The following is a 25,374-nucleotide window of genomic DNA, read 5'->3' on the forward strand; positions in this document are numbered from 1 at the left end:
CTTTTCATGAACAATACGCAGAAATCACCGTTGCAGGAAGCCGTGGAACAGGCCCATGCCAAGGGGCGCCGCGCCGTCATTCCATTCATCACCGCCGGCTTTCCGGACATGGATTCCTTCTGGACCCATCTGGAGCGCATTGACGCGGCCGGGGCGGACATCATCGAGATAGGCGTTCCGTTTTCCGACCCGGTAGCGGACGGCCCCGTTATTGAAGACGCCTCCCGGGACGCGCTGGCCCGCGGGGTCAGCCTGAAATGGATTCTGGACGGCCTGAAGGCCCGCAAGGGGCAGTTCTCCGCCAAGCTGGCATTGATGGGTTACGTGAATCCCTTTTATCAATACGGCCTGGAAAATCTGGCACGGGACGCGGCGGAAGCGGGCGTTTACGGTTTCATCGTGCCGGACATGCCGCTGGAGGAATCCGGCATGTTCAGGAAGGTCTTTGCCCCTTATGGCCTGACACTCGTGACACTGGTGGCTCCCAACACCTCCGTGGAACGCATGAAAGAGTACAAGCCCTGTACGGAAGGATTCGTTTACGTGGTGTCCGTCCTCGGCACCACGGGAGGGAAGACGGATCTGGAGCAGAGTGTGGCGGAGACCATGCGCCGTGCCCGTTCCGTGTTTGACGTTCCGCTGGCGCTGGGCTTCGGCCTCCAGACGCCGGACCAGCTTGAGGCCCTGCCGGAAGACGCCCGTCCGGATGCCGCCGTGCTGGGAAGCGCCCTGCTCAAGCACATTGCCGCAGGGGGGGATGCGGGAGAATTCCTGCTGCCGTGGACCAGGTAAGCCGCTGACACGCCTGGTTTTGACTGGTTTCCATTCCGGGGCCTTGGGCGGGAGAAAACCGCACAAGGCCCCGTTTTTATGGTACAGCGGAAGGGGAGGAAATGAACGGTAAAAAAGTTTGTCATACTTAGACAAAAGTCAATATATGATTAACGTGATAAAAGTGAACTAATTGATTGGTATTTTAGTGCTGGAAATATTTGTTAGATAGAGGGTGTATTTACGTTTTCCTGATTTTTTTTTGGAGAACTTTTTTTTGGCAGGGAAGTTTTCTTTTGACGGAAAAATGAGATTTCCGTATTTATGACGATAAGCTATACGATTTGCCTCGTTTAAGGCCGTTGTTTAACTCCCATGAAATATAGAAAACATACATCACATGAAATTGAAACTGCCTCTGCGTTTGCTGGCCGCACTGGTGACTTCCTTTGCCGGAGTTACCGTCGGAACCGTTACTATAACCGCTCTTGCCGGGATTGCCGTTACCGTGTCGCTTTCTCCGGCGCTTGGAGCGGATATCACATTTGACGGCACCCAGATAACGGTTCCTTCCGGAGGTTCAGTGACTTATGACGCAGGAAACGTAACTGCATCCACAACTCTCCAATTTTCCGGAGCGGGCACGGCCACCATCACGAATTTGAATGGAGACGCCGCGGACGCCGTTCTGAGGGTGAACCGCGTAGCCAGTGGCGCCGCCAGTCTTTCTTCATTGATTTTGAATGGTCCGGGTACGTTCAACGGTGTGATTTCCATGTATTCCAACACGACAGGCGGTACCCGGAATAATATTCTGGAACTCAACCATGCCCTGGCGGCGCAGAACGCCACCATCAGGCTGGGCGGCTACAGCTATGCGGCGGGGGCTTCCGTGCTGCAGGCGAATGTGGACACCAGCATCAGCAAGCTGGAACATGACAATGTGGCCGCCCTGATCACCGGGGAAGGCACTACCCTGACCATTACCGGAGATTCCTCTTCCTACGGCGGCAGTTTCGGCGGTTCCATCACGGTGGATTATGTGGGGGGAGGGATTTTTACGCTGGGCAACTCCAACAAGAATACGGCTTTGACGCCCGCCGCGTCTCCGGACGCCACCCTTAAAATCAGCAGCGGCACGCTTTCCCTGTATTCCGGGAACGTCAACTGGACACAGAAACTCGTCATGGGGGACAATACGGTGCTGACCGTAGAGGACGGACCGCCCGTCAGCGGGTACTATAGCTACGATGCCAATTCCATCAACGGCAACGGTTTTACGTTCTCCGGGGAAGCCACGTTCGGAAGCGGCGTCAACATGACGACCGAGTACGGCAAGAATATCAAGTTCACGGGGGTGCTCACGGCGGCCGACGGCTTTACGATCAGCGGCTCAGACAGTGAGTACACGTATTATACCCTGTCCAACACGGAGAACCAACTGGGGGGGACCATCTCCATCACCCGGAATTCCACCTCCCTGGGCATCAACGCCTCCGGTTCCCTGGGAACCGCGGCCGTCACCACTACTTCCGGCAGCCAGTACATTACGTATTACGGTACGGCGGGAGATGCGGTTGACGTCATTGACAATTCCATGACCGGAGCGGGCAACTTCGTGGCACAGTCCGGCTGGGTGCATCTCACGGAGAATGTGGCGCTCACGGGAACTTATACGGTCAATTCCGGGGCGGTCCTTTCCAAGGCGGGAACCGTCAACGCCGTGCTTGCCGGAGGCAGGCTGGACGCGGGCAATGGCAATCTGACGGTAACGGGAATAAGCGGCAGCGGCATGATCTCAGCTTCCTCCGGAACCATGAATTTCCAGAATGCCCTTACTGTGGGAGAGGGCATGGGCATTCTCGCCAACGGCACGGGGAGCATCACGGGGAGCGTTACCGTGGACGGCGGCCGCCTGTATTACACGTCCATGAACAATGTTTCTTCCGTTCTGCAGAGCATAACGTTTACGTCCGGCCTGATCGACTTTTCCCTTTTCCAGGAATTCCAGGACCTGTACGGTTCGGACGCTCTGATAGGTCAAACTTATGATCTGGGTGTCAACCTGGGCAATGGGTTCACGCTGGCGGACATTGATGAATCACTGTACACCATCAGCAATTCCTCCGGAAAAACCATCATCACGTTTACGGGCTCCGGCGCTTACGATACGGTGTGGGATCCCGCCTGGGGACTGGGGAGCGCTCCCTCTTCCGCGGCCGGCACTCTTGCGGACCAGCAGACCATGGCCCTGTACGGCATCCGCGGTTCTTCCATGCAGGACGGCTTCGGTTCTGTGAATGTCGTGACGGGAACGGGAGACGGCCTGACGGGCGTGATTCTGGCCGGCGGCTATTACAATACCAGCGCCACTGCCGAGGGAACGGCCATCACCACAGGTATCTGGACGGATGTAAGGAACGGTGATTACAACATCATCATCGGCGGCAGCTATGCCAACAACTGGGGCGGTACCGGCGCGTGGAACGTGACCGGGGACATCCATACCCAGATTCAGGGGGATTCGGTCGTGAACTGGGTGGTGGGCGGCAACTATAAGGACGGACTGAACGCAACCGTCACGGGGGACGTTTACGTGTCCGTGGACGGCAATGCCGTGATCAAGGGGTCCCTGGTGGGCGGTGGCACGGCGGCCCACAATTCCATCAACACCATTGACGGCAGCACCTACGTCGTCGTGCGCAGCATGCAGAGCGAGACGGACGAAACCATCACCCTCAATTCCGTGGCCAGGGGCTTCATCATCGGCGGCAGCGCGTATGAAACCAATGCCGCTTCCGGGGGAGCTATCTCCGGAAGCACCAATGTGACGATTGACCTGGGAAATGCATCCGGCAATTTCGTCAAGAGTATTGTGGGCGGTTCCCATGCGGGGGGCACCGGCACCAGCACGACCCGGGCCTTTTCCATCGCCGAGGATACGAATGTGAGCATCATCGCCTCTCCGGGAGCCGTTTTCACGGGTAATATTTATGGCGGCTCCTATGCCGGGGGCGGCGGTGCGGGGAACGCAACGGTAGGCGGCAATTCCACGCTGACCCTGGACGGCGGCACGTATGAAGGAGCCCTTTACGCCGGAGGCGGAGGCGCCAAGTCCGTCGTCAGCGGAAATGCCTCCCTTGTCGTGAAGAAGGCCGTGTTCCGGGCAGGAAGCACGCTGAACGTCACGGAAGGGGCGGTCAGGGGAACGTCTTCCCTGCTGCTGGGCGGTTACGGAAGCACCTCGGACCACGCCATTTCCTTCTCCAATACGGTCGTTGCCGGGTTTGACATCGTCAAAATGTTCCAGGATTCCTTCTTTACGGGGAACCTGAACATGGACGGAGGCACGCTGGCGCTGGCCGGCGGCGCGGGGACATCCGTCCAGATGAACGGGAACTTCTCCCTGTCCGCGGAAGGGGAATTGAAACTGGATCTGTCCGAATTCGGCGTCCTGACGAATGGCATGACTGTTCTGAGCACCACCGGGCTGAGCAATATTACTTCCATCCAGGCATCCTTTGCGGATGGCGTGGGAGGAACCATCTCCCTTTCACAGAATGGACGGGAACTGATTTACACTGAAATTCCCATGCTGTTGTGGGCCGGCGGAGCCAGCGGAGCCTGGGGTGCGGAGAATATCTGGACGGATGGGGGAACTCCCGCCACTTATACGGCGGGACATGCCGTATCCTTCACGGACCAGGCGGGGGTGCCCGTCTCCAGCGTGCAGCTGGATTCTGAAGTTTCCCCCCTCTCCGTACTGGTCCGGAATTCCACGACCCGCTATGAGTTTGCAGGAACCGGAGCCCTGACCAACACTTCCGTAGTCAAGGAAGGAACGGGTACCCTGGTGATCGGTTCCGCCTCCGTCCTGGGAACGGGAACCACGGTTTCCGTGGAACAGGGCATTCTGGCGTTCAGTTATGATACGGACGTGCCCGCTTCAGGCATTACGTGGGGAGCGGGTTCCTTCCTGGGAGCGGCCAATGGAGCGACGGTTACGGTGAATCTGGGTACTGTGACCAACCCGGCGTTCTCTCTTTCTCCGGATGCGGGCTCCTTCATCAATTTGGTGGCACCTTCCGCAATCACCTTTGCCAACAATATTACGGGGGCCGGCACCGTTTTGAAAACCGGAGCAGGATTGCTGAGACTGTCGGGAGCCAATTCCGGACATATTGTGGTGCAGGAAGGTAATCTCCAGGTGGGGGACAATACGGCCTCCATCAACTGGGGATCAGCCGGTTCCTCCGTCACGCTCCAGGGCGGCACGATGCTGAACATCAGCGGCAGAAGCAATTCCCACCATGTGATCGGTTCCGACCTGGTGCTGGGTACTTCAGCCTCGGATGCCGTCTCCCTGAGATGGAATGACGCTTCCCAGGCAAACGCCGCCAATTATCAATACAATTTTACCGGAAACGTTACCGTCAACGGGAATGTGACCGTTACCGGCATAGCGGGCTGGGCCAAGGAAATGGGCTTTACCGGTACGCTGACGGGGGACGGAACACTCACGTACAAGCGCGGCGAAGGAGACGGCAGGTATAACGCCAATGGGAAAATGATCATTAACGGAGATGCTTCAGGCTTCACCGGAACGGTCGTTGCAGACGCCACGCACGGCTATAGCGCGGGCCTGGATTTGTATTCTTCCATGACCCAGGGTTCCGTCGCGCTTACTTCCGGGGACAATACCACCGGGTTCGCTTTCATGCGGGTGCTGGGAGATATTGAAATTGCCTCCCTGGACGGCACCGCCAACTCCCAGGTGGGCGCGGTGGGGGGCGCCCGTACGCTTACGGTGGGCTCCGGCACGTACAACGGCTCCATTGTAGATAAGGGCGTAGCCATTGCCTACGGAGCTACCGCCATTTCCTATGACCAGAACGGGGTGCTTTCCCTGACCAAGGTCAGTGACGGAACGCTCACGCTGGGCGGGACGGTAGGATATACGGGCCTTACCGATGTCCAGGGCGGCACGCTGGCCTTCACCGGGACAAGCGCCGTGGCCCTGGGCAACATCACCATGGCCGCGGGTACCAGAATGAGCACCGCGGGCGCCCTGAATGTGACGACCGGTTCCAGCCTGACTCTGGATATCAGTTCCGCCATCACGGCGGGAGGAGCGTTCGGCTCCGGGACCTTCACCCTGACCCTGAACGGGCTGGAAGGAATTACGGAGGCCGGGGAATACACACTGATTAGCGCCGCAAGCGGTCTTGACGCCGTGAACGCCATTTTCAACTGGAGCGGTTATATCGGGGATGAAACGCTGATTTATGCGCTCCAGCAGACGGGCACCGCCCTGAAACTGGTGGTGACTTCCGCCGGAGAAGTATGGATCTGGCAGGGGACCCCCGGATTGGATTGGAGCGATTCCACCACCGGGGAACAGTGGGGAATTTCCGGTTCTTCGGAAACGGCCGCAGGAAAGAGCCTCGTCTTCAATAATACCGGGGCCGGAACCGTCACGATTTCCGGTCCGGTGACTCCGGCTTCCATCACCGTGAACAACGCCGCCGGGAGCGATTATGAATTCGTGTCCGACGGCACCGGGAAGATTGCGGACGGCACCTTGACCAAGCGCGGCGAAGGAAAATTGACCCTGAACCTGGACAATACGGGCTGGACGGGGGATATTTCCATCCAACAGGGGGAACTGGTGGCGCAGGTTGCCAATTCCCTGGGTTCCGGCGGCATCACTATCGCCGGAGGCACGCTGACGCTGGCGACGGCGGATGTCCAGGCGGGGATGGGGATGATTTCCCTCCAGAGCGGAGCCCTGAATCTGGCCTCCGGCGATTTTGCCACGGCATTCACCAGCTCCACCATGGAGTGGACGGGAGGCGCCCTGATGCTGGGTGATGATGTGACGGCGACCATCGCCAAGGAACTGGCCCATGAAAAAACCGTGGAGCTAGCAGCAGGTTCCGTATTGACCGTCAGCGGCACGAATGACAATGCGGCACTGACACTGAATGCGTCCGGAACCGGTACCGTTTCCGTGGGGCTGGGCACGAGTTATGGCCTGAATGTACTGAATATGAGTACGGAATTCCAGGGCACCCTGGCGGTTACGGCGGGCTACTTCCAGCTCAACAATGTGACCATGGGGGCGGATGCCGTGCTGAAGCTGGCGGATTCCAACGTCCGCACGGAATGGAACGGCACGGCGGGGGGAACCTTTGCCAACGATATTGTGTTTACGGGCAACCAGGTATTCGCCACCACTGATTTCACCCTGAGCGGCGATCTGAGCGGCACGGCGTTTTCCACGCAGGGAGTGGGCAATATCACGCTGACGGGCGGCGTCGATCTGGACGGCCAGCTCAAGGTACACCGCGGCACGGTGACGGTGAACAGCTCCGCGGTGGCGAAGCTGGGCGACAGCATCGACATTCAGAATAATTCCACGCTGGCCTTCGCCCGCGACTTTTCCTATGCGGGAGTAATCAGCGGAACGGCGGGCAGCACGCTGGCCGTCAATGGAGGAACATTGGAACTCACCGGGGCGAATACCTTCCTGGGCTCCCTGGCGATTGCCGGCGGAGCCACGGCGCGCCTGGGGGACGGCGGTACATGGGCCGGGGCCATATCCGGCGCGGGCTCCCTGGTGATCGACACCACGGGGAATGTGACGCTGACTGGAGGCAATACCTCCTTCTCCGGATCAACGACACTTTCCGGCACGGGCACCGTGACCCTGACGGACGCCGATTCCCTGGGATCCGGCAGAGTAACCGTCAACAACGGCGCTCTGGACCTGGCTTCCCAGAATGCGGCCAACGTCATCCTGATCACGAAGGGCAATCTGCTGAATGCCGGGAACAAAACCGCGGGGAATGTGGAGATAGCCGCTTCCGCCGGAACGCAGGGTTCGCTGAACACCATCAGCCTGGGCGGCTTGTCCGGCAGCTTGGTGCAGTCCATCGTCATGGAGGATTTCACGCGCCTGACGGGGATCAGCGGTCCCCTGGACATGACTGGGAAGACAGTCACCCTGAAGCTGGACAGCGGCAGCCTGACGACGGGCGGCAACACGGGAACGGGCGTCATTGACGCGGACAGCCTCACGCTTTCCTCCGCCACCACGACGATCAACCTGAGTAACCAGGCAGTGCTGGACCTGCTTGCCGCCAACCGGGAATCCATTGACGGCGTAGGGCTGGTGCTGACCACGGGAACCCTGTCCGTGGATAATTACAGGCAGATATCCTTCTCCCCGCTGCTGGCCTCCCTGGGCTATGCCGTCACGGAGGTGCTGGGAGCGGACGGAACGCTGATGGTCAGCGGCAATACGGACCTGACTTATCTGGTGGATACGACGCCCACTTCGGACAATCCCTACATCGACAATTACGCGACGCTGGACCCCTACAAAGGCCGTCGGCATCAACGGCGCCACGCTCCATGTGAGCCTGGAGGGCGCTCCGGACGCTTCCCGGAACGGGGACGGCTTGAAGGTCAGCAACCTGATCGGCAGCAACGCCTCCCTGGTGGTGACGAATACGGCGGCGGATGCCGCGTCAAACCACGCCGTGGTGGACTTGGTCCAGAATATTGACGCTGGAAGCAACAGCTATGGAGGCACCATCAGCGGGGATCACGTGGACTTTATCAAGAAAGGAGCGGAAACGCTGACGGTGGAGGGCAATTTCACGGGGAACGATTCCATGCTGAGTTCCACGGAAGGGGAAATCGTGCTGAACGGCGCGGCCAACAGCCTTTCCACGCTGAACCTGGCCGGAGGAGACATCACGCTGGGCGGCCGGAATGACGGCGCCTCCCGCACGACGACGGTGGAAACCCTGTCTTCCGGAACGGGCGGCGGTACGCTGGACCTGGGACGCGGAGCGCAGCTGGTTGTCACCGGACAGGCGGCGGGAAGCCATGTGACGGACGTCACTATTTCCGGAGACGGCACATTGACCCTGGGCGGGACGGGTACGGATTCCTCCCTGACGCTGGGGAACGGTTCCTCCCTGGACGGCGTTCTGCTGGACATTCGCGAGGGTTCCGCCCTTTCAACGGCCGCCGGCTCCACGAACAATGTTTCCGGCCTGGCGGGCGGCGGCGCGCTGAAGCTGGGCGGTGCGGAAATGACGGTCAATTCCAGTGCGTCCCATTCCTTCACGGGAACCCTGGACGGCGCTTCCGGCACGCTTAATTTCAAATCAGGCAACGGAAGCGTGCAGACCATCCAGGGAGCGGGCAATGCCGGCTATAACCTGAATGTCAGCGACGGCGGTTCGCTGACCCTGGCCGGGGCTTCCGCGGGAAGCGGAGACCCGGCGACGGCTTCCTACAAGGGCATTACCGTGAACGGCGGAACGCTCAATATAGGCAGCACGGACGTGCCCAAGACCCAGTTGACGCTCGGTACGGACGGCCTGCGCGTAACGGGGAACAGCACGGTGACCATCACCACGTCCTCCACGACGGTGGACGGCTTGGGCGCTCCCTTCGTGACCTCCAGCGGCAGCATTGTGCTGGGGGACGGAACGGGGGAAGTCACGCTGGTCATGAGCAATCTGGATACGCTGGTTTCCGGAGACACTTCCACGCTGAACCTGGAATTGTTTAAGACGACGGGCGGAGCCCTGGTCTCCCTGGGGGACAACGTCACTCTGCAGGACATGATCCTCAGCTCGCTGTACGACAATCTGGAGCTGACCACCAATGACAGCATGACGGCCATCATCGTCACCGGCGAGGCGCGCACGGAGAACATCTTCCGCGACTCCGCCCTGACGAGGAATGCCGGAACCGGATCCGACATTCTCTGGAATTCCCGGTACAACATGCCGGAAGGCTCCACGCTGCGCGACCTGTACACATCCGTACTGGTTTCCCAGAACAGCGGGGATTATTCCGGAGCGGCCCGCAAGCTGGCCGCCGCCGCGGGCTCCACCGTCACCAGCCTGGGCATCGCGCAGCGGGATTCCCTGCGGGACCAGATGCTGTGGGTCCGCAACCGCGTGGCACAGATGGGGGTCAACCCCGCCTACGTCAATGAAGACATGCCCTACTTCCACATGTGGATGCAGGGCACGGGTTCCTATGCCAAGCTGGACACCAAGGGGGATGAAAGCGGCTACAAGCTCACCACCTGGGGAGGCACCGTGGGCATGGACGTGGATTTTAGCGACTCCTTCACGCTGGGGGCGGCGTTCACGGCCAACTACGGCAGCCTGTCAGCCAGCGCGGCCGATACCGCGGACGGCGACCTGGACAGCTACTACGTGAACCTCTTTGCCCGCTACCAGTCCCGCAACTGGTCTCACCTGCTGGTGCTTACGGGAGGCTGGAACGACGCCAAGCTCACCCGCACGGTGGATTATGGCACGGGCAGCTACCAGGGGTACGGCAGTACGACGGGCGCGGGCTTCGGGGCCATGTATGAACTGGCGTACGACATTCCGCTGAATGAGGACAAGAGCGTGGTGCTCCAGCCCCTGTTCAACGCCTCCATCGTCACGACGCGCATGGACGGCTACCGTGAAAGCGGTTCCGCCGGAAATGCCGGGCTGCGCGTGGAAGACCAGGAATTGACCACGGGCGCCCTGGCCGTGGGCGCCAGGCTCTCCGGCCTGGTGGGTTCCAACATCTTCGGCCGCGAGGCGCTGGGCGAGGTGCGTGTCAACGTCTCTCAGGACATGGGCGACCGCCGCGGGCAGGCCAATGTGGGCTTCCTGGCCGATCCGGGCTACACGCGCCCGGTGTACGGAGCCAAGGTGGGCTCCACGGCGTTCCAGGCCGGAGTGGGCCTGAGCGTTCCGGTAGGGTACCAGGGAGTGATCTTCATGGAGGGGAACGCGGACATCCGCAGCGGTTCCAGCTCCCTGAACGGAAGCATCGGCTACCGCTACAATTTCTAGGGTGGTATTCAGAAAAGGAGAATCGGCAGAATTCTCCCATGGCTGGCAGGGCCGTCCCGGAGGAACCGGGGCGGCCCTGACTTGATCAGCGGGCAGCCTGTGCAGGCCTGCCTGGAGCAAGGGAAATCCCTATTTCCTCCATTCCCATTCGATGGGGGTTTCCAGATCCGGATGCAGAGCCCGGCGGACCGGACAGGTCATGGCGGCTTTTTCCAGCATGGAGCGCAGCGGATGGCTGCCGTCCAGGGGCATGACGGCTTTCAGTTCAATTTTTTCAATGCCTTTTTCAGATTCCACGGCATGGGCCAGGATGCGCATCCCCCTCAAGTCAACTTCTTTTCTGGCCGCAATTACGGAAAGCAGGCTCATCATGCAGGAAGAGAGCGTAGCCCCCAGCAGCATGCCGGGAGTGGGGTATTTTTCCCTGCCTCCGTAACTGGCGGACAGGTCTGTAAATGTTTTTTCCTCAGAGCGGGCGTACGTGGTTTCACAGCGGAATTGCCCCACGTTTTCCGTGCGGGAAGTATATTTATCATCAGTCATAATGGTATGACAGGAAATGCCGGGTGCGGACTCATCCGCAGTTTGTCAGTTTTGTCCCTGAATTATTAGGGAAGAAAACAGGGAAGGGGTGAGAATGCGGCCTGTTACGGTGATTACGGTATCTCTCTGAGGCATGCTTCGTGTTCCGGACGGCCATAGCTCCGTGCCGGAAGAATTGCGGACGGGAAGGGCGGCAATCCTGCCGCTCCCGGCGGGCGAGGTTGTAAAAAAACAGGGAAAACGCCGGGTTACCGCGGTTTATGTTTCCGGAGCCTGGGGACTTGGTAGCGGAAGGTTCCCGCTTTTCGAGGCCCGGAATTGTTGCGGAGCGGAGGCCGGAGCGCAATATCGCTGAAAATCCGTAAGGCCGCAGAATCGGCATTTCCAGACTGCGGCATACCGGGTATTATCCCAGAATGCGGCGGATCGGTTTCGCGTAAAGTTCCGGTTCCAGTAGGAAGGAGTCATGCCCCTTGGTGGAAATGATGGTATGGAATTCCGCGGGAATGCCGGCTTTTTCCATTTGGTTCGCAAAGTCCTGTTGTTCCGCCGGACGGAAGCAGCAGTCCGTATCAATGGAAAAGATGAGGGCGGGAATTGTTTCCCGGCGGAATCCTTCCAGCGCGGCGGAAAACGTACCTTCCGGCGTGTGGTCACGGATATCGAATTCCGCCCACATGTCCGCAATGCGTAGGTAGGAGTTGGCGTCAAAGCGTTCCGCAAATTTGGTGCCCTGGTGCAGCATGTAGCTTTGCGTGCTGCGGGTGGGCTTCAGCCACGCAAGCATGCCGGACTGGCCGCCCACTTCCTTTCTGGCGCGCTGTTCCAGCCCTTCCTGGTAAACGAAGGATTTGTGGCCGATGATGCGGGCGAAGGCCAGCCCTTTTTTGGGGAAAGGGCCCGGATAATAGTCTCCGCCCCGGAAATCCGGGTCCAGTTCAATGGCCAGGATTTGTTCAAACAGGGAGAGGCGGTGTTCGATGGAGGCCCTGTAGCCGGAACCGATGGAAATAAAGCTTTTGACGCGTTCCGGGAACTGGCAGGCAAGGCTCAGGGCAATCAGGCCGCCCACGGACGGACCGACCAGATGCACACGTTCAATCCCCAGGCTGTCCAGCAGCAGCGCCTGCAAGCGGGCCTGGTCCGCCACTTCCACATGCGGGAAGCGGGAGCCGTAGGGCAGGTTGTCCACGGGGCTGGGGCTGGCGGGGCCGGTCGTGCCGTAGCAGCCCCCCAGGTAGTTGGCGCAGATGATGCAGAAGCGGTCCGTGTCCAGAGGTTTTCCGGGGCCGATGATGCTGTTCCACCAGCCTTCATGGTTTTCCGGTTTCCAGAGGGCGCCGATGCCCGGCACGTCCGGGTTATAGCCGTAGGCGTGCTGGCTGCCGGAAAGGGCATGGAACAGCAGGATGACGTTGTCCTTTTCCGGCGACGGGGTTCCGTACTGCTCATAGGCGATGCGCACTTTCTCCACCACGGCGCCGTTCCTCAGGGGGAAGGAGCCGGGAAGGTCCAGGAATCTGGTTTGGACGTAGGGAAGCTGCATGGGCATGTAGGAAGGAGTTCGGTCACCAAAAAAAGACCGGCACCCGGCGGGCGGCGGTCTTTTTTAAATCTGTGTTGGGCCAGGGTTTACTTGACGCCCTTCTTGGAAAGACGCGTACCTGCCGTGGCGCCCTGGCGGGCCTTGAATTTGGGATTGCTCTTGCAAATCACATACAGCGTGCCCTTGCGCTTCACGATTTGGCAGTCTGCGTGGCGGCGCTTCATAGAGGCTAAGGAAGAAAGAACTTTCATGGTGTATAACTCCGGTTTGGTGTTCGGTTCGGGAGACGGAATATACCGTTTGGTTAAGAATTGTAAAGTCATTTCTTTACCGAAAGGAAAATTGTTGCGGGCCGCTCCCGGGAGCGCCGGGAAAAAGGAGTCTTCTTCAGCGGAGGAATGGGCTGCCTTTTCCTCTCCGGGAACCAGGTGTCAGGAAGCAGGAAATGGCGGAAAAAGAGCCGTTTTTTCGTAACGGCGCGCCGGAAAGTCGTGATGAAGCCCGGAGCTATTGAATAAAGGGTTTGTGGACCGGCGCGGATTTGTATAACATTCACTCCGGTTTTCTTATGGCGAGCTCTCTTTCATCCGATCCTCCCCCTTCCTCCCGGAAGGCGTTTGTCCATTATGCGGGGATGAAGGGATTCCTGCTGATGGAGGGGCTGCTGAAGCTTGTGGGCATGAAGACGCTGTTCCGCCTGGGGCGCGTGGCCGGCGGCGCGGCATGGCATTTGCTGCCACAGCGCCGGAAGATTGTGGAAAGGAATCTGCGCATCGCCCTGAATCCGGCCTTGCGCGGCAGGGAGCTGAAGAAGCTGGGCAAGGAGAATTTCAAGAGGACGATCGCCAATTTCCTGTGTTCCGCCAAGACGGCCATTCTGACGGATGACCAGTTGAAAAAGTGCGTGGAAATCACGGGGCACGAGGCCTTTGCCCGGCCTGTGCTGGAAGGGCGCGGGCAGGTGTGCGCCATTGCCCATTCCGGAAATTGGGAGGCGCTGGCGAGAATACGCGTGTTTTATCCGGAGATTGAGCGTTACGGCTCCATGTACCGCCAGTTTGACAATCCTCTGATGGAGGAATATATGTACAGGCGCCGCACGGAGCGGGGCACGCAGATGTTTTCCAAGGAGGGCGGCATCAAGGCGCCCATGAAGATGCTCAAGGAAGGGGGCGCGCTGGGCGTTCTGAGCGACCAGTTCGTCTGGGAAGGGGTGTATGTGCCCTTCTTCGGCAAGGTGACCGGAACGACGCCGCTGCCCGCCCTGCTGCGCAAGCGGACCGGGGCGGACATGGTGGCGATTGCCGTGCGTACGGACAAGCCGGGCCACTGGATCGCGGATATGGGCAATGTGATGGATTTTTCCGGTTCCGACGGTTCCCTGGCCGGGGATACTGTGGAGGTGAACAGGCATTTGGAAAAGTTGATCGGCAAGTCCGTTCTGGACGTGTTCTGGATGCACCACCGCTGGAAGTCCATCGACCGTTTTGCTCCCAGGGATGAAAAGACGTTCAGGCTTTTGGAGAAGATGGAACTGAAGCCGTACCGCATTTTGGTGGCCGTTCCCAGGGCTCTGGATGAAGCCTTGCTGACCGTTCCATTGATCAGGGCGCTGAAGGGCGCCAGGCCGGACATGCAGGTGAGCGTCATCTGCCCGTCCGACCAGGCGGGCGTTTGGAAAACATTTGAGGAAGTGGCCCATGTCCTGCCGCATGATTCCCTGAAGCAGCTCCGGGAAGCATTGGCCGCGGATGAGTTTTACAATGAAGGCCCCCTGGATCTGGGCGTCATGCTGGACCAGGATATGGAAACCCTCAAGGCTCTGGCACCGTATGGCCCCATGATGTTTTCCGGCCTGGATACTCATCCCGGATGCCGGAAGTACAAGTTCCGGGTAAAAGCTCCCGTGCTGAAAGCGGCTCCTCCCGTCCACCGTGTCCGGCCCTATTTGCAGCTGGGGGATTTGCATGGCCTGGACATCTGGAACCCTTCCATGTTTACCGCGAAAAAGGCGGATGCCGGGGAGGGCGCCCCCGTTCTGGTCGCTCCGTTTTCCACGCTGGGGACTGCCAGTGAATGGGGGGAGGAGCAATGGGAGGAGCTGGTGCGCTCCCTGCCGGACAGGCCGGTGTTGGTCGCCCTGGAGGAAGACCGCGCGCGGGCTTCCGCCCTGGCGGAACGGCTGCAGGTGGAGATGAAGGCCGGGGCGCCGGAAGACCTGTTCCCCGTCATGGATGCGGCGGCGGCGGCCATTGCCGTGGACGGTGTTATTCCCTCTCTCTGCTCCTGCCGCGGCCTTCCGACGGTGACTCTGTTTTCCACCAGGCTTCCGGACGTGTGCCGTCCGCTGGGGCAGTTCCACCGCTCCCTGTACAGCCACCGGTGCTGTTCCCCGTGTTTCCTGAGGGAATGCGACCGCGGCACCCCCTGCAACCGCAGCATTTCCGTACAGGAAGTGCTGAACGCTCTGGCCGAAATTTCCGGGAAGTCTTGACCGTCAGTCATGTCCGTGCTAAAGGAAGTGAAGGGTTTTCCGCCTTTCCCCCCTCTGCCTGACTCCTGCCGACCATGAGCCGGTTTTCCCTCACCAAGTATTATATGGATTGCGTGACTTCCTCCGGGAAAGTCATTCTTTGTTATGCCTCTGACCTGGCATTCGCGAACATGCAGTTGAGGCAGTCGTCCGTTCTGGTGAATGCACCAGAGGAAACTTATGCTAGGCAGAGTTTTTTCCGCGGGAGATTGCCGGAGTTCGTGAACGGAGGGTGGAACTGGCATTGCCCTGCTCTGGGCGCGCGCGGCAGATGGACGGGCGGAGGTTCTCCGGTTCCGGAGGCTGTCCTCTATGAGCAGGCGGGTGGAAGAAAAGTCGTTTGGCAATGCCTGGTGCCCCGTGCGCAGGTTTGTTTTTCCCTGCATGGAAAGCGTGAAACGGGAAATGGCTATGTGGAATGCCTGACCATGAACGTGGAACCGTGGAAGCTGCCCGTGGATGTGCTGCACTGGGGGCGTTTTCACGGCGATGGAGGTGAAGCGCTTACCTGGATTTCATGGGAAGGGGAACATCCCCTGTCTCTTCTGCTTGAGGGCGGCAGGCAGATCCTGCCGGCTCCGGAGCTTCGCGCTGCCGCCGACGGTTCCCGCATTGCATTCGGCGGTTCGTTTGCCGGAAACAGCCTTGAGTTTTCTCAGGGAAAAGTGCTGCGAACGGGAGATATTTCCCGCACGGCCCTGCGCTATTTCCCCGGAGCGGCCAAACGGCTGGTGCCACAGTCCATTCTCCACCTTCGAGAAACCAAATGGGCGGGGGGTGCCCTGTTCCTCCACGGGGGCGCTGCCTGCCCCGGATTTTCCATTCACGAAGTTGTCCATTTTCATCCCCCATGCGTATGATCCAATTTTTTAAAAAGCTGCTGTCCGGGCGGTGCTTCTACGCATTCGTCTTCTGCGTTTTCATTCCCTGCCTGCTTTGGAGCGGTGCACGGGCGTGGGAGCCGTTCATGAAGCTGGAGCCCATCCATTCCACGGCGGCGGGCATGACCGCAGTTTTGGCCGGGGCCATTCTGATGGGAGGTTCCATGATGGCCCTGAAAAAACAGGGAGGCGGTCTTCCCATGAATGCCTTTCCTCCCCCCCGGTTCGTCTCCTCCGGATTTTACGGATTAGTTCCCCATCCGATTTACGTGGGATTCTGCCTGGCCTGTGCGGGCATCTCTCTGTGGACGGGATCGGCCGCCGGGCTGTATGTGATGACTCCGCTGGCCGTCATGGGGTGCCTCGCCATTGTCTGGGGCTATGAGCGGCTGGATTTGATCCGCCGCTTTGGAACATCCGCTCCGCCTACGCTGGCGGGACTGCCGCCGAATACGGATGAGCCGGCTGGATGGCACAGAAGGTGTACGGGCCTTGTCTTGATAGGGGCGTTCTGGGCTGCCGCGTATTATGGCGGAGCCTTGACGCGCGTGACGGAAGGCGCTCCGGATTGCCGCGTGTTCGGAGAATCCGGGAACGTGGTTTCAGAAAGCGCCGTCTGGGTTTACCAGAGCATTTACATCATCGTTCCTCTTGTCCTTCTGTTTTTTTCCAATACCTGCCGGAGGCTGAGGCGCATGGAGGTGATGGTGTACGGCTGTTTTGGCCTGGGGCTGTTTTTGTTCCTGATGATCCCTTTTTCCTGCCCCCTTAAGGAGTTCCAGCCGGAGACGCTGGCCGGGCATGCCCTGCTGCTGGACCGCCGGGAATTGCCTGACTGTTGCGTGGCTTTTCCTTCCTTTCACGTGCTGTGGGCCTTGATTACCGCCTTCTTCCTGTGGCGTGACGTTTCACGACCGGCCGGAATTGCCGCCTTTTTCTGGGCCGCCGCCCTGGCCTGGAGTTGCGTTGCCACGGGGATGCACGGCTGGCTGGATGTTCTCGGCGCCCTGGGGGTCTTTCTTCTGGTTGCCGGATATCGCCGCACGGCCGCTTTTTTGCTGAAGCTTGCCGAACGCCTTGCCAATTCCTGGACCAGCTGGAGGTTTGGCCCCTACCGCATCATCAATCATGCCGTATACGTATTTCTTGCCGCCTTTTTCGGGTATGTTCTTTCTACAGCCCTGGCCGGAGAAGCCTACGGAGGTGCCGTTGCTGTCGTGGCGCTGTGCTCTCTGGCCGGAGCCGGGCTGTGGGCACAAATCGTCGAAGGGTCTTCCAGGCTGTTGAGGCCTTTTGGTTATTACGGCTCTGTTCTCGGGGGATTGGCTGGAGTAGCTCTCGCCGCCGTTTTGCAGCCCCTCATGTCTCCAGGGGTGCCCTTCAACGGCTGGGTCCTGTTCGGAGCCATGGCCGTGTCCTCCCCGTGGGTCCAGGCCATCGGGCGGCTGCGCTGCCTTGTCCAGGGATGCTGCCACGGACATCCCGTCTCTCCTGAACACGCCCCATGGGGCATTGTCCATGAAAATCCGGCCTCACGCGTATGCAGATTGACGGAATGGAGGGGAATTCCGCTTCATCCCACACCGCTGTATTCCATCGGCTTTAATCTGCTTTCCGGCTGGATTCTGGTGCGCCTGTGGTATGGCGGGATGCCTGCCGGGCTGCTGATTGGGCTTTATTTCATGCTCTCCGGGCTTTCCCGGTTCGTGGAAGAAGCTTACCGCGGAGAGCCTCAGACCCTTCGCCATGCGGGGCTTTCCGACTATCAGTGGCTCTCTATCGGATTCGCGGTACTGGCCTTTGTTTTCTGGAACATTCCCTCTTCCATGATTCCCGTTCCGGCACCGGAATGGCAAGTTTCCTCCCTGCTTCCGGGAGTATTGCTGGGATTTCTTTATGCGTTCTGCATGAGTACGGATTTTCCCGACTCCAACAAGAGGTTTGCGCGGCTTACTTCGTGAGGGGGGGAGAGATGAAGAAAAACTTCCTCCTTGAGTAATAAGATGGTTTTCTTTTCCATTCCTGACGCGGAAACAGCGGCGGCATGCTACCGTGATTTGATGCTGTCTTCCAACCGCCTGAACAAGCTGATGCTGGATATTCTGGATGCCGGATATCCTGCCGCACCCGGGATGCTTGTGGAATATCATTTCCTGTTGAAGCGGGTCAACGATCTTTTATTTGAATTCAATGTACTGGAGCTGGAGGGGGAACAACGGGATTTTTTTCTGAAAAGGCGCCCTGAATTAAAGGGGCTGTTTGATGATCAGGCCAGGAACGAGGTGATGGACCGCGTTTATCTCCATGATGAAGATGGTGGGCGTCCGGACATTAAGGATGCCTTCCTTCTTGAACTTACGGCAATGAGGAAGCCTTACAGTTCCCTTCTGGATGATTTTTCCGGGTTGCCGTTAAACCGTGAGCAGGAGGAATGGCTGGCATTCAGTGGACAGGTCTCCATCAGGATTTCAAGAATGGAGTTTTTTTTGCGTCGCATGGCTGGAATATGCGGAAGGGCTTCCGTGGAAGGCTTGAAGAAGCATTGGGAATGGGTCAGGAATCATGAAAAGGAAATGGTGTGTGTGGCGCGCAAGTGCGAGGAAATGTTTTCCTCCCTTTCTCCGGAAGATCCACTGGTTGAACTGTTTGTAGTAATTGACGCAAGATTGTGATTCCATTATGTGGATTTTTGTGAACAGTGCATGGCGCTCCTTTCCTGTCCGGGGTGGGAGAATGATGGGGACAGAACGCTTTTGGAGGAGATGAAAGCGTATGGTTCCCGTTATACGGCGGCCTTGCGTTGCGATGTGTTTGCGGCAGATGATGCGGATACGCATCTGGAGGAAGTAAAACGTTCGGGGAAGATCGTCTTTCCGCACGGATTGATGCCGTGCCGCCGTGATTTTACACAGAAATGATTTTAATGCACGCAGTCCGGGAACCCTTCCCGGCGGAAAACATGGCGGGCCTGTTCCGTCAGTTCCGCGGACGGTTCCGGAACGTCCTTCAAGGTGTACTCCAGATTCAGTTCATCCCACTTGAAGCGTCCCATCTGGTGGAAGGGGAGCACGTCCACGCGTTCCACGTTGCCCAGGCGCGCCGCATGGCGGGAGAGCTCCGCGATGTCTTCCATGTTGTCCGTGAGGCCGGGAACCAGCACGTACCGGAGCCAGACGGGTTTGCGGAGGGCGGCCAGGCGTTCCGCAAATTGCAGGGTAGGGCGCAGTTCCCCTCCTGTCAGGGCCTTGTACTGTTCCGGGTTCCATGCCTTGATGTCCAGCAGGACCAGGTCCGTGTCCGCCAGCATGTCTTCATCCGCATTCCGTCCCAGGTGGCCGGAGGTGTCCAGGCAGGTGTGCAGGCCCAGGCCTTTGCATCCCTTCAGCACGGCTTTGGAAAAGTCCGGTTGAAAAAGGGGATCGCCTCCGGATAGGGTGACGCCTCCGCCCGCCGCCAGCAGGAAATCCCGGTAACGGGCTATTTCTTCCAGAACGTCCGCCGCGCTTCTGTTCCGGCCCCGGCGCACGCAGGAGGCGTCCGGGTTGTGGCAATAGCGGCAGCGCAGGCTGCACCCGGACAGGAAGAGGACGAAGCGGATGCCGGGGCCGTCCACCGTGCCGCAGGATTCCACGGAATGGACCAGACCAGCGGCGGCGGATTCACCACCCGGGACCGGGTTCTGGGGAAAGGGCTGAGGCATCCGCTTCCTGGCTGGGTTAACGGGTGTGGAAGGTTCGGTTGAGAACCTCCTCCTGCTGTTCGCGGGTGAGCTTGATGAAGTTCACGGCATAGCCGGAAACGCGGATGGTCAGCTGCGGGTATTTTTCCGGGTGATCCATGGCGTCCAGCAGGGTTTCCCGTTCCAGCACGTTCACGTTGATGTGGTGCCCGGTGGCGGCAAAATAGGCGTTCAGCAGGGAGACGAGTTTGGCGCGGCGTTCCCCTTCTTCCTTGCCCAGGGCCTGCGGCACGATGGAGAAGGTGTAGGAAATGCCGTCCAGGGAGTCGTCATAGGACAGTTTGGCGACGGAAAGCATGGAGGCCACGGCTCCGTTTCTGTCCCTGCCGTGCATCGGGTTGGCCCCGGGCGCGAAGGGTTCCCCGGCGCGGCGGCCGTCCGGCGTATTGCCCGTCTTCTTGCCGTAAACCACGTTGGAGGTAATGGTCAGGATGGACTGGGTGGGGAGGGAGCCGCGGTAGGTGTGGAGCTTGCGCAGCTTTTCCATGAACCCGGTGACCAGGCCGCAGGCAATCTCGTCCACGCGCGGGTCATTGTTACCGTAGCACGGGAATTCCCCTTCCGTCCTGAAATCCACAATGAGGCCGTCTTCATTGCGGATGGCCTTCACCGTGGCGTACTTGATGGCGGACAGGGAGTCCGCGGCCACGGAGAGCCCGGCGATGCCCGTAGCCATCGTACGCAGGATTTCCGGATCATGCAGCGCCATTTCAATGCGTTCATAGCAGTACTTGTCGTGCATGTAGTGAATGATGTTCAGGGCGTCAATGTAGGTCTTGGCAAGCCAGTCCTGCATCTTGTCGTACAGGGCCATCACTTCATCATACTTCAGAATTTCCTCCGTATAGCGCGGGGAGGGCGGGGCTACCTGCTTGCCCTTGAGTTCATCCATGCCGCCGTTCAGGGCATAGAGCAGGCACTTGGCGAGGTTGGCGCGCGCGCCGAAGAACTGCATCTGCTTGCCGATGCGCATGGCGGATACGCAGCATGCAATGCCGTAGTCGTCACCCCAGTGCGTGCGCATCAGGTCGTCGTTTTCATATTGGACGGAAGACGTCTCAATGGAGACCCTGGCGCAGAAGCTCTTAAAGGCTTCCGGCAGGTTCCCGGCCCATAGTACGGTCAGGTTCGGTTCCGGAGCCGGACCCAGGTTGTACAGCGTCTGGAGCATGCGGAAGGAGCTGCGGGTGACCAGGGTGCGGCCGTCTTCCCCCATGCCGCCGATGGATTCCGTCACCCAGGTGGGGTCTCCGGAAAAAAGGTTGTTGTAGTCGGGCGTGCGGATGAAGCGGACGATGCGCAGCTTCATCACGAACTGGTCCATGATTTCCTGCGCTTCCTCCTCCGTAAGGAGGCCCTGTTCCAGATCCCGGGTGAAGTAGATGTCAAAGAAGGTGGAGACGCGGCCCAGGGACATGGCGGCTCCGTTCTGTTCCTTCACGGCGGCCAGGTAGCCCAGGTAGGTCCACTGGACGGCTTCACGGGCATTTGCGGCGGGGCGGGCAAGGTCGCAGCCGTAGGAGGCGCCCATTCGGGCGAGTTCCTCCAGGGCGCGGATTTGTTCGCTCATTTCCTCGCGCAGGCGGATAACCTCGTCCGTGAGGGGCCTGTTTTCATAACTTTTCAGGTCCTTGCGGCGTTCGGCGGCCAGTTTGTCCGTGCCGTACAGGGCCACGCGGCGGTAGTCCCCGATGATGCGCCCGCGGCCGTAGGCGTCCGGAAGCCCGGTGATGATGCCGGCGGAACGGGCGGCGCGAATGTCTGACGTGTAGGCGTCAAAGACGCCCTCGTTATGCGTCTTGCGTATCTTGTTGAAAATGTCCGCGGTCTTTTCGCACATCTTGAACCCGTAGGCTTCCAGGGCCTGCTGGGCCATGCGCAGGCCGCCGAAGGGCATCAGGGCGCGTTTCAGGGGCGCGTCCGTCTGGAGGCCCACGACCACCTCCAGCTCCTTGTCAATGTAGCCTGGCTTGTGGGAGACGATGGAGGAAACCACTTCCTCGTCCGCGTCCAGCACGCCGCCGTTGTCCGTTTCCCGTTTCAGCAGGACTTTCAGTTCCTCCCAGAGCTGAAGCGTGCGCCGGGATGGTCCGGAAAGAAAATCTTCATTGCCGGAATAAGGCGTGTAATTGTTCTGGATGAAATCCCGTACGTCGATGGACTCCGTCCATGCTCCGGGCTTGAATCCCTGCCATTCCTGCGGGAGGGCGGGGGATGCCTTCAAGTCTTTTGCCATGCTGATCATAAATAGGATATGGTGTGGAAAAACGGAGAGAACGGCCCCGGCCTCCGAAAGGCCGGAAACGGCGAAACTCCGCGCCGCTTGATTATACCCGGAATTTGCAGGGGCAACAAGGCCAATTCTTCCGGGCCCGGCCTGTTTCAGGCATCCGGCTGCTGGGATGTTGCCCAGGAAGGAAAGATGTGCTGGGAAAGGAACTGAGTTTGCTTCTGAAAAAATGGACGGCAGGTACAAGGGAGGTTCCGTGGTCCGGTAAAATGGGAATGGAACGGTGAGGGTCCCGGTATCCCGCGGCAGGACCATCCGTCCAAGCAGTGGTCTTTTCCATCCGGGAAAGGGCACCGTCGCATGTGGTCTTGATGCGCGGGAGGATTTCCTTACACTGGTTTCAATTCCCCCGTTCCGTCATGAATTTCCTGATGTATACGTTTACCGTGCTGCTGGGCGCCTTTCTGGCATTCCCCGCATCTTCCGCTCCGGAGCGCGCACTGCCTTCCACCCTGAAGCCGGAACCCCACCAGCGGGATCCGTATGACTGGAATGCCCGTCATGAAGCGGTCAGGAAGCGGAACCAGTCCGTCAAGCCGGAATACGTGATGATAGGGGACAGCATCACCCATCATTGGGGCGGGGAGCCCTCCGGGGACAGCAGGAAGGCGGGCGAGGCGTCCTGGGAGCAACTGTTCGGATCCCATGCGGTGACCAACATGGGCTTTGGTTTTGATTATGTGGACAATGCCTATTACCGCGTGCAGAACGGGGAACTGGATGGCATCTCCCCGCGGGTCATCATCGTGCTGCTGGGAACCAACAACCTGGGCCACCGGAAAGATACGCCGCAGGCATGTGCGGATAATATCGAGGCGTTCCTGCGCCTGGTGCGCCAGAAATGCCCCTCCTCCAAAATCCTGCTGCTGGGCGTTCTGCCCAGGAAAGAGAAAAACCTGGCCGGCCCGGTGAAGGAGACGAACAAACTGCTGGCGAAGCTGCAGAATGGAAAAAACATCTTTTTTGCCGATCCGGGGAAGGCACTCCTTTCCGCGGACGGCGTTTCTCCAAAGAATGAATTCATGAAAGATGTGGTGCATCCCAATTCCAGGGGGTACGAGGTGCTGGAAAAGGAACTGGCCGCCCTGCTGAAAAAAATGGATGCGAGGTTCCGCGGCGGAAAACCCGCCGGGAAGCAGGCCTGACAGCGGTCTTTTTCCAGTGGTCTTTTTTAATAAGGATCAATTTGGGCTTGAAGGACAGGCTTGTTCCATAAGAATATACTATTTTTAGTCTGAATATCCGATTTATGAAAAACCTGTTGTTTGCCTTGCTTGCCGGCTCTGTCTGCTGCTGTTATGCCCAGCAGACCGCCGCTCCGGCTCCGGAGCCTGAAGTTGTAGCTACGCCGCCGTCCGATGCCGGGCGCGGCCTCATCCGCGTGAATTCCCGTGAAATCCGCCATTATTCCGGCACCCGCAAGGAGCCGGATTACTTGGTCAGCAAAGATAACGGGAAAACATGGGAAATGAAGACGGCCCCCTCCGGCTACCCGCCCAACTACGGAGGCATTCCCAAGGAATCCCCGGCGATTGCACGCAACCCCCTCACCAAGGAATTCATCCGCGTGCAGCCCATCGGAGGATTTATCTTCCTTTCCAAGGGAGGCCTGGACGGCAAGTGGTTTGCCGTCACGAACGACGGCAAGCTGGAGGAGGACTGGAAGAACCCGGAGAAGCAGAAAAATCTGAAAAAACTGGGCGGCATCATGCGCACGCCCACCTTTGTCAACAAGGGAAAGAGGGTGATTGTGCCGTTCCATAACATGGGCGGGGGCACCAAGTTCCATATTTCCGACGACGGCGGCCTGACCTGGCGCGTGTCCAAGAATGGCGTTACCTCCCCCAGGCATGAGGCCAAGCCGCCCCACCAGGGCGTCAGATGGTTCAACAATGCCGTAGAAGCCACGGTGCTGGAAATGAAGGACGGCACCCTGTGGGCGCTTGCACGCACTTCCCAGGACCAGGCGTGGCAGGCTTTTTCAAAGGACCATGGGGAAACATGGAGCAAGCCCGAACCGTCCCGCTTTTTCGGCACCCTGACTATGAATACGCTGGGACGCCTGGATGACGGCACCATCGTTTCCCTGTGGACCAACACGATGGCCCTGCCTGAAAACGCCACGGCAGGCAACGGCACATGGGAGGATGTATTCACCAACCGTGATTCCCACCACATCGCCATGTCCGGCGATGAAGGAAAGACCTGGTACGGGTTCCGGGAAATTATTTTGGACGAGCATCGCAATCATCCGGGATACGCCACTCTTGACGGTCCGGAAGACCGAGGAAAGCACCAGAGCGAAATGGTGCAGCTGGATAAGAACCGCATTCTGGTTTCCCTGGGCCAGCACAAGAATCATCGCCGCCTGATGATCGTGGACCGCCGCTGGGTGGCCGCCAAAACGCGTTCCTCCCAGACGGGCAGGGATCTGGATTCCCAATGGACCATTCATACTTATATCCCGCAGAAGAAGGGGCATTGCAGCTACAACCGCAAGCCATCCGCCGAATTGGTGCCGGACCCCGCGGGCGGTTCCAAAAAGGTTCTTCAAATCAAGCGTTTGAATGATCCGGAACTGGTGAATGAAAAGTCCAATGTGGATTATCAGAACGGGGGCGCTACCTGGAATTTCCCGAACGGAACCACGGGACTGGTCAAGTTCCGCTTCCGTGTGGCGGACGGGGAGCAGGCGCAGGATTCCGGCCTTCAGGTGTCCCTGACGGACCGTTTGTTCAACGCCTGCGACACCACGACGAAGGATTATGCCCTGTTTACGTTCCCTATCAAGCTGAAACCCGCCCCCCATCTGTTGCTGGGCATGAAAAAGGTGCCCGTCACGCCGGGAGCATGGCATGAGGTTTCCATCCTGTTTCAGGGAAGCCAGGCCACCGTCTCTATGGATGGCGCCAAGGCGGGAACGCTGAAGATGGCCAACCAGTCTCCCAACGGAGCCAGCTACATCCATTTCATCAGTACGGGTTCCAAGCCTGATTCCGGGGTGCTCCTGGATACGGTAAGCGCCCGTGTGAAGTGATCCGCCGGGAAGCCGTTGAGGGGATTCCTCCGGGGCTGGCCGTTCCACAGAATTTGGAGACTGTCAAAGATGCGGGAGAATGGCTTTTCCGCGGCGCTTTGGAAATGATCCGGCTGCGTCCAGAAATTTTCCGTAGAACGGCGAAGGCAG

At 59.2% G+C, this 25,374-nt stretch carries 14 protein-coding genes; 9 read left to right on the forward strand and 5 right to left on the reverse strand.

From position 1 onward, the window contains the following. Positions 1 to 6 precede the first annotated feature (6 nt). From trpA to V3C19_RS03710, 3 genes are all read left to right on the forward strand, one after another. Positions 7 to 792 carry a tryptophan synthase subunit alpha gene (gene trpA, locus V3C19_RS03700; protein ID WP_130082951.1) on the forward strand — a complete coding sequence of 262 codons (786 nt, stop codon included), beginning with the start codon at positions 7 to 9 and terminating at the stop codon, positions 790 to 792. 379 nt (positions 793 to 1,171) lie between these two features. Beyond that, entirely contained in the window at positions 1,172 to 8,341 is a 7,170-nt protein-coding gene (locus tag V3C19_RS03705; protein WP_302389373.1) for an autotransporter-associated beta strand repeat-containing protein, read from the forward strand. Positions 8,342 to 9,818: 1,477 nt separating this feature from the next. Next, positions 9,819 to 10,655, forward strand: a complete 837-nt coding sequence (locus V3C19_RS03710; RefSeq protein WP_302389391.1) for an autotransporter outer membrane beta-barrel domain-containing protein — start codon at positions 9,819 to 9,821, stop codon at positions 10,653 to 10,655. Between the two features lie 129 nt (positions 10,656 to 10,784). Here V3C19_RS03710 and V3C19_RS03715 read toward each other — a convergent pair whose 3' ends face one another. The 3 genes from V3C19_RS03715 to ykgO form a co-directional block, all read right to left on the reverse strand. Continuing rightward, positions 10,785 to 11,198 (reverse strand): OsmC family protein, encoded by a 414-nt coding sequence (locus V3C19_RS03715; protein ID WP_067571486.1) that lies wholly within the window; start codon positions 11,196 to 11,198, stop codon positions 10,785 to 10,787. Positions 11,199 to 11,604: 406 nt separating this feature from the next. Beyond that, positions 11,605 to 12,744, reverse strand: a complete 1,140-nt coding sequence (metX, locus tag V3C19_RS03720; RefSeq protein WP_295873961.1) for a homoserine O-acetyltransferase — start codon at positions 12,742 to 12,744, stop codon at positions 11,605 to 11,607. Positions 12,745 to 12,830: 86 nt separating this feature from the next. Next, positions 12,831 to 12,995 carry a type B 50S ribosomal protein L36 gene (gene ykgO, locus V3C19_RS03725; protein WP_065529996.1) on the reverse strand — a complete coding sequence of 55 codons (165 nt, stop codon included), beginning with the start codon at positions 12,993 to 12,995 and terminating at the stop codon, positions 12,831 to 12,833. Between the two features lie 317 nt (positions 12,996 to 13,312). Here ykgO and V3C19_RS03730 point away from each other — a divergent pair, with 317 nt between their 5' ends. From V3C19_RS03730 to V3C19_RS03745, 4 genes are all read left to right on the forward strand, one after another. Continuing rightward, positions 13,313 to 15,238, forward strand: coding sequence for a glycosyltransferase family 9 protein (locus V3C19_RS03730; RefSeq protein WP_295933798.1), 1,926 nt, complete (start codon positions 13,313 to 13,315; stop codon positions 15,236 to 15,238). 74 nt (positions 15,239 to 15,312) lie between these two features. After that, positions 15,313 to 16,137, forward strand: coding sequence for a hypothetical protein (locus V3C19_RS03735; protein WP_295933802.1), 825 nt, complete (start codon positions 15,313 to 15,315; stop codon positions 16,135 to 16,137). Further along, complete coding sequence (locus V3C19_RS03740; protein WP_330937154.1) at positions 16,134 to 18,119, forward strand: prolipoprotein diacylglyceryl transferase family protein; 1,986 nt, start codon at positions 16,134 to 16,136, stop codon at positions 18,117 to 18,119. Before V3C19_RS03735 ends, V3C19_RS03740 begins: the two co-directional genes overlap by 4 nt. Positions 18,120 to 18,161: 42 nt before the next feature. Beyond that, positions 18,162 to 18,830 (forward strand): hypothetical protein, encoded by a 669-nt coding sequence (locus V3C19_RS03745; RefSeq protein ID WP_295933807.1) that lies wholly within the window; start codon positions 18,162 to 18,164, stop codon positions 18,828 to 18,830. Between the two features lie 248 nt (positions 18,831 to 19,078). On the opposite strand, the gene pflA is transcribed toward V3C19_RS03745, so the two are convergent. Then, a complete protein-coding gene (pflA, locus tag V3C19_RS03750; protein WP_295873945.1) occupies positions 19,079 to 19,858 on the reverse strand; it encodes a pyruvate formate-lyase-activating protein in 780 nt (259 codons plus the stop codon). A gap of 16 nt (positions 19,859 to 19,874) precedes the next feature. Beyond that, positions 19,875 to 22,142 (reverse strand): formate C-acetyltransferase, encoded by a 2,268-nt coding sequence (pflB, locus tag V3C19_RS03755; RefSeq protein WP_130082943.1) that lies wholly within the window; start codon positions 22,140 to 22,142, stop codon positions 19,875 to 19,877. Between the two features lie 404 nt (positions 22,143 to 22,546). On the opposite strand from pflB, the gene V3C19_RS03760 reads away from it, so the two are divergent. Together V3C19_RS03760 and V3C19_RS03765 are read left to right on the forward strand one after the other, a co-directional pair. After that, a complete protein-coding gene (locus V3C19_RS03760; protein WP_295933810.1) occupies positions 22,547 to 23,332 on the forward strand; it encodes a GDSL-type esterase/lipase family protein in 786 nt (261 codons plus the stop codon). 104 nt (positions 23,333 to 23,436) lie between these two features. Continuing rightward, positions 23,437 to 25,224, forward strand: a complete 1,788-nt coding sequence (locus V3C19_RS03765) for a sialidase family protein (RefSeq protein WP_295873939.1) — start codon at positions 23,437 to 23,439, stop codon at positions 25,222 to 25,224. The last annotated feature ends 150 nt before the right edge of the window (positions 25,225 to 25,374 follow it).

The sequence above is a fragment of the Akkermansia sp. AE01SA01 genome (genome assembly GCF_036417395.1).
In the GTDB taxonomy this organism is placed as follows: domain Bacteria; phylum Verrucomicrobiota; class Verrucomicrobiia; order Verrucomicrobiales; family Akkermansiaceae; genus Akkermansia.